12 protein-coding genes are annotated in these 9386 nt (G+C 65.7%); 9 read left to right on the forward strand and 3 right to left on the reverse strand.

Going from position 1 to position 9386, the window contains the following annotated elements; genetic code table 11:
• Together VGG47_RS06530 and VGG47_RS06535 are read right to left on the reverse strand one after the other, a co-directional pair.
• A partial coding sequence (locus tag VGG47_RS06530) for an FUSC family protein (RefSeq protein WP_331536653.1) occupies positions 1–1280 on the reverse strand: 1280 nt, incomplete at its 3' end.
• 233 nt (positions 1281–1513) lie between these two features.
• On the reverse strand, positions 1514–1999 hold the full coding sequence (locus tag VGG47_RS06535) for a hypothetical protein (RefSeq protein WP_331536655.1): 486 nt from the start codon (positions 1997–1999) through the stop codon (positions 1514–1516).
• Positions 2000–2360: 361 nt separating this feature from the next.
• Between VGG47_RS06535 and VGG47_RS06540 the strand changes: the two genes are divergently transcribed.
• From VGG47_RS06540 to VGG47_RS06565, 6 genes are all read left to right on the forward strand, one after another.
• Positions 2361–2576: a hypothetical protein gene (locus VGG47_RS06540; protein WP_331536657.1), complete on the forward strand. Its 216-nt coding sequence runs from the start codon at positions 2361–2363 to the stop codon at positions 2574–2576.
• A 159-nt stretch (positions 2577–2735) separates the two neighbouring features.
• On the forward strand, positions 2736–3410 hold the full coding sequence (locus VGG47_RS06545; RefSeq protein WP_331536659.1) for a carbonic anhydrase: 675 nt from the start codon (positions 2736–2738) through the stop codon (positions 3408–3410).
• Between the two features lie 187 nt (positions 3411–3597).
• A complete protein-coding gene (locus VGG47_RS06550) occupies positions 3598–4260 on the forward strand; it encodes a lysophospholipid acyltransferase family protein (protein WP_331536661.1) in 663 nt (220 codons plus the stop codon).
• The gene (locus VGG47_RS06555) at positions 4257–5483 is read left to right on the forward strand and encodes a 3-deoxy-D-manno-octulosonic acid transferase (protein WP_331536663.1); all 1227 of its coding nucleotides are present in this window, start codon (positions 4257–4259) and stop codon (positions 5481–5483) included. The genes VGG47_RS06550 and VGG47_RS06555 overlap by 4 nt, the downstream gene beginning before the upstream one ends.
• Positions 5480–6421 carry a tetraacyldisaccharide 4'-kinase gene (gene lpxK / locus VGG47_RS06560; RefSeq protein WP_331536665.1) on the forward strand — a complete coding sequence of 314 codons (942 nt, stop codon included), beginning with the start codon at positions 5480–5482 and terminating at the stop codon, positions 6419–6421. The genes VGG47_RS06555 and lpxK overlap by 4 nt, the downstream gene beginning before the upstream one ends.
• Positions 6418–7332, forward strand: a complete 915-nt coding sequence (locus tag VGG47_RS06565) for a lysophospholipid acyltransferase family protein (RefSeq protein ID WP_331536667.1) — start codon at positions 6418–6420, stop codon at positions 7330–7332. Before lpxK ends, VGG47_RS06565 begins: the two co-directional genes overlap by 4 nt.
• Positions 7333–7432: 100 nt before the next feature.
• On the opposite strand, the gene VGG47_RS06570 is transcribed toward VGG47_RS06565, so the two are convergent.
• Entirely contained in the window at positions 7433–7699 is a 267-nt protein-coding gene (locus VGG47_RS06570; protein WP_331536675.1) for a metallothionein, read from the reverse strand.
• A 97-nt stretch (positions 7700–7796) separates the two neighbouring features.
• Here VGG47_RS06570 and VGG47_RS06575 point away from each other — a divergent pair, with 97 nt between their 5' ends.
• The 3 genes from VGG47_RS06575 to VGG47_RS06585 form a co-directional block, all read left to right on the forward strand.
• A complete protein-coding gene (locus VGG47_RS06575; RefSeq protein ID WP_331536669.1) occupies positions 7797–8243 on the forward strand; it encodes a YcgN family cysteine cluster protein in 447 nt (148 codons plus the stop codon).
• The gene (locus VGG47_RS06580) at positions 8240–8944 is read left to right on the forward strand and encodes a M48 family metallopeptidase (RefSeq protein ID WP_331536671.1); all 705 of its coding nucleotides are present in this window, start codon (positions 8240–8242) and stop codon (positions 8942–8944) included. Before VGG47_RS06575 ends, VGG47_RS06580 begins: the two co-directional genes overlap by 4 nt.
• A 69-nt stretch (positions 8945–9013) precedes the next feature.
• Positions 9014–9386: alcohol dehydrogenase catalytic domain-containing protein (locus VGG47_RS06585; RefSeq protein ID WP_331536673.1), on the forward strand; the 373-nt coding region annotated here is incomplete at its 3' end.

The raw sequence follows: 9386 nt of genomic DNA on the forward strand, positions 1-9386 counted from the left end.
GGCAGGACGACAAAAAGATACAGGCCGTCGAAGACGCTGACCACCAGCACGTCGCGCAGCATGCGGGCGATGGCCGGGGCAGGATCGTCCAGTCCGGCGAAAAACGAGCAGGCGATGGCGACCATCACCGCCGCCGTGCCGCCGGCGGGCCAGGAGGTTTCGATCCAAAAGAGGCAGGTGAGCAGGGTGGCGATAACGGCGGCGAGGGCGGAGAGCGCGGCCATGCTGTGATCGCGCAGCAGCGTGGCGTTGGCGAGGAACTCCGCCCGCAGCAGCAGCCCTTCGGGGGCAGGATCGCCATCGACGATGTGCCGGCGGATGGCGCGTGCATGATGAAGCAGGCTCACCAGCTCGTCCAGCCGCCGCGCGAGGCTGGCGTGCAGCAGGCCGCCCCAGGACGAGCCGTCCATTTCCAGTTGGAGGATCTGCGTGCGCAGGGCGGCATTGCTCTCCGGGCCGCCGAGCTGGATCCAGTCTCGAACCGCATCCAGCACCAGCTGCAGCGCGGGGGTGATGCCGTCGCGCCGCCGCAATTCGGCCACCCGATCGTTGATGGAGCCCAGCACCGGCATCAGGCTGAGCACATAGATACGCAGGTGCACGATGTAGCGTACCGCGCTTTGCAGATGTGAAGTGTCGTAGGCGAGTTGGGTGGTCATCATCGCCACGTCGGTCGCTTCCACCGCCAGCTGCCGCCGTGCCGCGCCGATATCGGCTTCCTCTTCGCGCCCGGCCAAAGCGGCGGTCGCCCAGTCGATGGCTGGTTTCACCCAGGTGGAGATGCGCCGCGCCAGCACCGGGCCGATGGCGCGCGGGAACACCACGGTGCCGAACATGGTGGTGCAGACGATGCCGAGCGAGATTTCCTCCACGCGGGTGAGCGCGGTCTGGAAGATCAGCTGCGGCGCGTCGACGCTGGGAAAGCCGATGATGCCCGCGGTGTAGCCGGCCAGCATGAAGGTGTACGCGCGCGGTGTGCGGTCGAGCAGCGAGATGTACAGGCAGAGCCCGACCCAGCAGGCGAGGGCGAAGCTGAGCAGCAACGGCGCAGAGGCCAGGTTCGGCACCAGCGCCACCGCCGCGGTGCCGCCGGCGAGCGTGCCGATGAAGCGATAGACCGCCTTCGAGCGCATCGGCCCGGTGAGCGGATTGGCGACGATGTAGGCGGTCGCCATCGCCCAGTACGGATTGTCCAGCCCCAGCCAGAAGGCCAGGTACAAAGCCGCCATCGCCCCGAGGAACGTTTTTAGCGCGAACGAGGCTTCATCTAATGTCGGCATGGGCGCCAGAAAAAATAGTCAGAGAGGTAGACCTTTAGCGCTTTCTGGCCTGGCAGAGATGCCGCGCAAAGACAATGGACCGTTGCGCAAGCGTGCCTTGCCATCGGCAGGGGCGAACGGCGCTGAAACCGTCACGGCCCAAATTAAAAAATTTTTTGCTTCTTTTTGCCCACAAAAAGAAGCGTTCCCCTTGGCTTGCCTAAGCAGGTTCCAGCTCAGCGCAGGTAAGTGCTCTAAAAAGGATCCGGCAAAGGATCGGGCGAGTTGTCGAGCGGCCGTGCCGGGCCGCTGGGGGCGAACACGTCAGGGCCGCTCGCCCGGGTGGCGGGTGCCGCCGCCGCACCAGGTGGTGTTATCGGCTGCGGCGGGTCGCAGAGCTTGTGGATCGTCTGCATGTCCTGTGTTTCCTGGATGGCCTCCTGCGCCATCACCGAGGCCGCGGTGGCAGCCTTTTCCTGCGCCGCCTGGGCGACGGCGTGGTCGTGGCGGGCCTGGATGCGCTTGCCCGCTGCCAGGCCTTCGTCATAGCCGCGTGCTTCCGCTTCGCGCAGCGCTGCGGCCGGTGGCGCCGGGGCGGGGTGGGGAGGAGGAGGGGCCAGAGATTGTTCATACCGATCCAGCGATGCGCAGCCGGACAACCCGGTGGACAGTGCCAAGGCGGTGAGCCAGGGCAAATTCCCGGGGACACGCCAGGATAAGGTTTTCACAAAGATAGGCATCGTTATCGACCATTCTTAATGTACTGGTGAGATTTCGTCACCACCAAAAGCCGGCCCGCGGCAGCTTCTGGTTGAAAAACCTTTGTATTTTTCTGGGCTTGACGGGAAGGGTTTGAACGTGGCGCATAGCGCCCTGCGTTTATCGCATATTTCCTGCCTGGCCCTGCCGCGACGTCGCCGCCCATGCAGGGCCAGAGCGCCGGGACGTTCGTAATCTGACGCAATGGTAAGGTCACGCTTCCCGGCCATAGCCTTGCGGAGAGCCCTTTTGATCCAAATCAATTCGAATGCCCTGATTACAGGGCAAGCAGTCACTCATGTGACACGAGTCAACGTGACGCGAGTAAAAAGAAGATGGAATATGAGTGACTTGGTGACGAATTTGGTTGAGGCCTGCAACCGGGCCCGCCGTGCTGGCCTGGATTTTCCGCGGATCTGGAAAGATGTTTTGCAGCACCATCCGCTGGTGACAGGCCATCCGGTGCAGGGGATCGGTGAGGCGGGGCCGCATCTGGAAATTCCGCTTTTTGCCGGTCAGGTCCTGGTGTTCGACGCCGAAGGCTTTGCCGTGAGGTGACGGCAAAAAAAACGGCCGCCCATGTGGAAAAAGCTGCTTGCGGCTGGCTGAGGCGCGTATGGTGATCCGGTTTGGAAATCGCCGGGAGCGCAAAACATGGTTTGCCCGATCTGTCAGGAACATCATCGGGAGCCAAAACCGGCGCTGAGCCGACGGTTTTTGTTCCATCTCGCCGGCGGGGCGGCCCTGGCGGGGCTGCCCGCCTGGGCCGCCCCGCCAGGTGCGCCGCCCAAACCCGGAAACGTGCTCTCGCCGGACGCGGCGCTTGAGCGGCTGATGCAGGGCAACACGCGCTATGTCGAAGGGCTGACCCGTCGGCATGATTTCGCCACGGAGCGGGCGGTGCTGGCGCAGGGGCAGAATCCTCTTGCCGGCATATTGAGCTGCGCGGATTCCCGGGTCGCGCCAGAATTCGCCTTCGATAGTTATCGCGGTGATTTGTTCGTCGTCCGCGTCGCCGGCAATTTCGTCAACGAAGACAATCTCGCCAGCTTCGAATATGCGGTGGCGGAATTGTCCACGCCACTGCTCATGGTGCTGGGGCATGGCAAATGCGGCGCGGTGGCCGCGACCATCGCCTCCTTGCGCGACGGCACCACACTGCCGGGGCATTTGCCTTCGCTGGTCCAGCAACTGCGGCCGGCGGTCGAGGAGGCGCAAAGCGAGCCCGGCGACCTGCTGCACAACGCGATCCGGGACAATGTGCGGCTGAACGTGGCCCGGCTGCGGGACGCTTCGCCGATCTTGAGCGCGGCGGTGGCGCAAAGACGCCTACGCGTCGTCGGCGGTGTTTACGATCTGGCGACCGGGCGCGTGGACGTGATTACGGTCTAGATCCCAAGCGAAGGAAAAGGCTTCTTTTTGTGAACAAAAAGAAGCAAAAAAACTTTTTTATGCTGGGCCTGAGGCTTTGTCGGCGACAACGCCCATGGCCCAGCATCGCAAAAGTTTTTGCGCCGCTTTTTTTAAAAAGCGGCTGCTTCCTTTGTCTTCGCTGGCTGCAAATGCTACCGCCCGCGGCGTGAAGAGAATTTTACAATCCGACTGGCTGCGGGCGGCGCTGGCTTGGTTCGCCGCGCGTTATCTGCTGCTGGTGGCGAAAACGCTGCGCTGGCGCATCGAGGGGGACGCGCAAATCCAGGAGATGGCAACCGGCGCGCCGCTGATCGTCGCCTTCTGGCATGAGGCGATGCCCTCCATGCCGATCCTCTGGCAGCAGGCGAAGCGGCGCGGCATGGTCCGCCCGGCCGTGGTGCTGGCGAGCCGGCACCGCGACGGCCAGCTGATCGGCCGCGTCGTCGAGCATATAGGCATCGGCCTGGTGTCGGGGTCCTCCTCACGGGGCGGCGCCGCCGGGTTGCGCGGATTACTGAACGCACTCAGCACCGGCATGAATGTCGGCCTGACGCCGGACGGGCCGCGCGGGCCGCGCCGGGTCTGCGCGCCGGGCGTGGCGCAGCTGGCGGCGCTAAGCGGGCGGCAAGTGCTGGCCTGCGCCGCGATGACCAGCAACGCCAAAACTTTACGCTCCTGGGACAAGATGCGCCTGCCTTTGCCTTTCGGCCACGGCGTGTTGGTTTGCGGCGAATTGATCACGGTGCCGCGCGAGAACTGGCAAGACGGCGTCGAGACGGTGACGGCGACGCTGAACGCGGCGATGGACCGCGCCGCGGAGCTCCTGTGATCGCCGCCTATCGCCTCGCCGGCCGGCTTGCCGCCCCCTATCTGCGCCGGCTGCTGCGCCGGCGCGCCGCGCGCGGCAAGGAGATTCCGGTCCGCCTGCCCGAGCGCTATGGCATCACACAATTGCCGCGGCCGGACGAAAAACTCGTCTGGATTCACGCTGCCAGCGTGGGGGAGACGATGTCGGTGCTGCCGGTGATCGAGGCTCTGGGCGGCAAGGCGGAAGTGCTGCTGACCACCGGCACGCTCACCTCCGCCAATCTCGCCGCCGCCCGCCTGCCCGCTTTCGCCCGGCACCAGTTCGTGCCGTTGGACGTGCCGGGATGGGGGCAAAAATTTCTGAACCATTGGCGGCCGGACGTGGCGGTGTTCGTGGAGAGTGAGCTGTGGCCCGGCCTGCTCACCGAATGCGACCGACGCGGCATCCCGCGTTTGCTGATCAATGCCCGGATTTCCGAAACCTCCGCGCGCAACTGGCGGCGCGTGCCGTTCCTCGCCCGCCGGGTGCTGGCGTTCCGCCACGTGCACGCGCAATCGCCGGGGGACGCGGAGAATTTTCGCCGCCTCGGCCTGCGCAACGTGCTGGAATGGGGTAATCTGAAATTTTTTACGCCGCCCCTCCCCGTTGAGGAGGAAGCCCTGACGTCCTTCCGGACGCAAATCTCCGGGCCGCTCTGGCTCGCCGCCAGCACCCATCCCGGCGAGGAACAGATCATCGTGCAGGCGCATCGCGCACTGCTGGCGGATTTCCCCGAGCTGATCACCGTGATCGTGCCGCGCCACCCGGAGCGCGGCGCCGAGATTTCCGCGCTGGCCGGCAACGCGCCGCGCCGCGCTTTGGGCGAAGCGCCGCAACCGGCGCGCATTTATGTCGCCGACACGCTGGGCGAGCTTGGCCTGTTCTTCCGCGCCGCCCCTTTCGCCTTCATCGGCAACTCGCTCTGTGGCTTCGGCGGGCATAACCTGATCGAGCCCGCGCGACTCGGGCGCGCTGTCATCACCGGCCCACATAACGAGAATTTTCGAGAAGCCGCTTCGATGCTGCGCGACGCGAAAGCGCTGGTCGAGGTGGCGGACGCCGTCTCCCTGGCCGAGGCGGTGCGCGCCTGGCTGCAGCGACCGGAAGGTGCGGCAGCGGCCGGAAGCCGGGCCGAAGCCGCCTTGCGCACCGGACCAGAATTACCGCAACGCCTGGCTGCGCTGATCCTGGAGAGCACGCGATGAAGGCGCCAAAATTCTGGGCCAAACGCGGTGTGCTCGCGCATCTGCTCAGCCCCCTCGGCGCGGTCACGGCCGCCCTCACCGCGCGCCGCCTGCGCCAGCCCGGCTTTGCGCCTGGCATCAAGGTCATCTGCGTCGGCAATGCCGGGGTCGGCGGCGCCGGCAAGACCGTGGTGGCGCTGGATATCCTGCACCGGCTGCAGGGGCCGCGCTTTGCCCTCACCCGCGGTTATCGCGGCCGGCTGGCCGGGCCGGTGCTGGTCAATCCCGCGCTCCATACCGCCGAGGATGTGGGTGACGAAGCGCTGCTGCTGGCCGCCATCGCCCCCACCATCCTGGCCCATGACCGCGCCGCCGGGGCCAGGTTGGCGCTGGCGGAAGGCGCCACCGCCATCGTCATGGATGATGGGCTGCAAAACCCCTCGCTGACCAAAACCATGTCGCTGCTGGTCATCGATGGCGGCTACGGTTTCGGGAATCTGCTCCTCCTCCCCGCGGGGCCGTTGCGAGAGCCGGTGACGGCGGCCGCTGCCCGTGTGCAAGCGGCGGTGCTGATCGGCGCGGATGAGACCGGCGCGCTCGCGCATCTGCCTCCGGCGCTGCCGGTGCTGCGGGCCGGGCTGGTGCCGGAATGTGCCGCCGAACTGAGGGGACGCAAAATCATCGCGTTCGCCGGGATCGGTCGGCCGGAAAAATTCTTCGCCTCGGTGCGGACGCTGGGTGGGGATCTGCGCGCCACCCATGCCTTTCCCGATCACCACGTGTATAGAGCGAGTGATTCGGCGCGGCTTCTGGACGAGGCTGCGGCTCAAGGAGCGCAATTGGTGACGACGGCAAAAGATTACGTGAAACTGCCCGAGACATTGCGGGCAGCCACCGCGGTGGTCACGGTGCGCCTGCACTGGGACGACGAATCGGCGCTGGAGCGGCTGCTGGCATGAGCGACCGTCAGGTGGAAACAGTGCCGCTGGCGCATAAGGCCGAGGCCGCCTTGGTGCGCGCGGCGTTGGCCATTTTCCGCGCGCTGCCGCCTGCCATGGCCTCGCGCCTCGGCGGCGGCGTGGCCAGGACGATCGGCCCGCTGATCCCGGTCTCGAAAGTCGCCGACCGCAACCTGCAGGCGGCGATGCCCGAACTCGATGCCGCGGCGCGCAAAAAAATCGTCGCCGAAGTGTGGGAGAATCTCGGCAGCACGGTCGCCGAGCTGGCGCAGATCGGCCATCTGCACGAAACCGCGTCGGGCCCCGGCTATCACGTCAGCGGCTGGGACGAGCATGTCGCCCCGGCGCTGGTGCCAGGCAAACCGACGATCATTCTCACCGGCCATATCGGCAACTGGGAGATCATCCCGCCCGCCGCCTATGCACGCGGCATGGATCTCGGCTTCATGTACCGCGCCGCCAGCAACAGCCTGGTCAACGACATTATCCTGAAGCTGCGCGAGTCTAATTTTCAGCGCAAGGTGACGATGTTCCCGAAGGGCGGCAGCGGCGCCCGCCAGGCCTATGCGCATATGGCGCGCGGCCAGCATCTCGGCCTGCTCATGGACCAGAAGCTCGATAACGGCATCGCCGTGCCGTTCTTCGGCCGCCCGGCGATGACCGGCCCGGCGCTGGCGAGTTTCGCCCTCAAATTCAAATGCCCGGTCTTCCCCGTGCGGGCGCTGCGCGAGGGCCCGGCCCGGCTGCACGTGATCTACGAGGCGCCGATGACGCTGCCCGATAGCGGCGACAAGGAACGCGACGTGCTGGCCATGACCACGGACATGAACAACATCCTGGAACGCTGGATCCGCGAGACGCCGGGCGCCTGGCTGTGGCTGCATCGCCGTTGGCCGAAGACCCCGCGCTAGGGAAGGAAAGACTACTTTTTGTGAACAAAAAGTAGCAAAAAAACTTTGCGATGCTGGGTCAGGGGCGTTGGCGCCGACGCAGCCTCAGACCCAGCGCGGATTATCCGTGGCAGGTGCAGCCAGCGTGCTGGCAGCCGGAACCGTTCTTGTGATGGTCGGCACAGGCGTCGCTGCAATAGACTCGGCCATCGCGTTCGATCCCTTTCTTCAGGTCGACCACGCAGATGCAATCACTGCATGCACACTTCACACGCTCAACAGTGGCACTCATGACATAGCTCCTTCTGTCGAAAAAACGCCGCCCGATCCCCGAACGGACCATAGTACGAAGCAACGGGACCCGGTTGTCACGCTTTTGTGTCCCCATAAGGCGCAAAAGTCTTTGCGCCGCTTTTTTCAAAAAGCGGCTGCTTTCTTCTCTCGCTCTGGCGGCCCGCCGCCGGCCAAGTTAAAGTAGCGGGGCGATGGGATTCTGGCACGACAAGACCCTGGCGGAGATGAGCAAGGCCGAGTGGGAATCCCTCTGCGATGGCTGCGGCCGCTGCTGCCTGCACAAGCTCCGCGACGAGGACACTGACGAGCTCAGCTTCACCAATGTCGCCTGCGGTCTGCTCGACGTGAAGACCGCGCGCTGCGGCGATTATGCGCGGCGGCGCACGAAAATCCCCGATTGTGTGCAGCTGACCCCAAAAAAGCTGAAAACCGTGGACTGGCTGCCGCCGAGCTGCGCCTATCGTCGGCTGCAGGAAGGCAAGGATCTGCCCTCCTGGCATCCGCTGATCACCGGGCGGGCGGAGAGCGTGATCGAGGCCGGGGCCAGCGCCGCCGGACGGGCGATCAGCGAGCGCGACGCCGGGCCCCTGGAACACCATATCGTCGAATGGCCCGGCCAGCTCCCGCGCCGGCGATGACCACGCAACTCACCACCGAGTTGCTGCCCATCCAGGGCGCGCTGGCCCAGGTGGTGTTCCGCCGCTCCGCGCGCGCCCGCAAAATTTCGCTCCGCATCGATCCTGCCCAAGGCGGGCTCGTCATCACCTTGCCGATGCGCGCCTCGCGCCGGGCCGGGCTGGCGCTGCTGCAGACGCATGAGGCCTGGGTGGCGGAGCGGTTGGCCTCCCTGCCCGGCGCCCTGCCCTTTCTGGCAGGTGCCGTGGTGCCCGTGCGCGGCATGCCGCATGAGATCTGCCCGGTGCCAAGCGCGCGCGGCGGTGCCTGGATCGAGGATCAGCGCATCCTGGTCTCCGGCCAGCCGGAATTTCTCGGCCGCCGCGTCGCCGACTGCCTGAAGCGCCTGGCGCGCCAGGAGCTGACCGCGCAGGCCGCCGCCAAGGCCAGGCTCGCCGGGCTCAACCCCAAATGCGTGCGGGTCAAGGACACGCGCACGCGCTGGGGCTCCTGCGCGCCGGACGGCACCCTCGCCTTTTGCTGGCGGCTGATCTGCGCGCCGGATTTCGTGCAGGATTATGTGGTCGGTCACGAGGTCGCGCATTTGCGGCACATGAATCACGGCCGGCATTTCTGGGCGCTGACCGACGAACTCACGCCGCACCGTGCCGCCGCCAGTGCCTGGCTTGACCGCAACGGCCCCGCCCTATTGAGGATCGGTTGACCGGTCTTATCTGTCACCGGAGCGAACCGCCGAAGCGGTCGCCATCAGCAAAAAAGTGAGTATCCGTTCATGAAAGCCGTCGCCTTTACCCATTCCAAGCCGGTCACCGATCCGGAATCGCTCCTGGATCTTGAAATCGCCGTTCCGGTACCGCGCCATCACGATCTGCTGGTGGAAATTAAAGCCGTTTCCGTAAATCCGGTCGACACGAAAATTCGCGTGAGCGGCGAACCGCTGGGCGAGCCGCGCGTGCTCGGCTTCGATTCCGCCGGCATCGTCCGCGCCATCGGCCCGGAGGCGCAGAATTTCGCGGTCGGCGACGAAGTGTTTTATGCCGGCATGCCGACCCGGCCCGGCACGAACGCCGAATTTCATCTGGTCGATCACCGCATCGTCGGCCACAAACCGAAAACCCTGAACTTCGACCAGGCGGCGGCGCTGC

The organism is Acidocella sp. (assembly GCF_036489515.1).
Lineage (GTDB): Bacteria > Pseudomonadota > Alphaproteobacteria > Acetobacterales > Acetobacteraceae > Acidocella.

Coding starts and splice junctions, on each gene's coding strand:
- VGG47_RS06565 (WP_331536667.1), top strand. CDS start 6,418: ATGAGCGACCGTCAGGTGGAAACAGTGCCGCTGGCGCATAAGGCCGAG.
- VGG47_RS06580 (WP_331536671.1), top strand. CDS start 8,240: ATGACCACGCAACTCACCACCGAGTTGCTGCCCATCCAGGGCGCGCTG.
- VGG47_RS06540 (WP_331536657.1), top strand. CDS start 2,361: ATGAGTGACTTGGTGACGAATTTGGTTGAGGCCTGCAACCGGGCCCGC.
- VGG47_RS06575 (WP_331536669.1), top strand. CDS start 7,797: ATGGGATTCTGGCACGACAAGACCCTGGCGGAGATGAGCAAGGCCGAG.
- VGG47_RS06570 (WP_331536675.1), bottom strand. CDS start 7,699: ATGGGGACACAAAAGCGTGACAACCGGGTCCCGTTGCTTCGTACTATG.
- lpxK (WP_331536665.1), top strand. CDS start 5,480: ATGAAGGCGCCAAAATTCTGGGCCAAACGCGGTGTGCTCGCGCATCTG.
- VGG47_RS06535 (WP_331536655.1), bottom strand. CDS start 1,999: ATGCCTATCTTTGTGAAAACCTTATCCTGGCGTGTCCCCGGGAATTTG.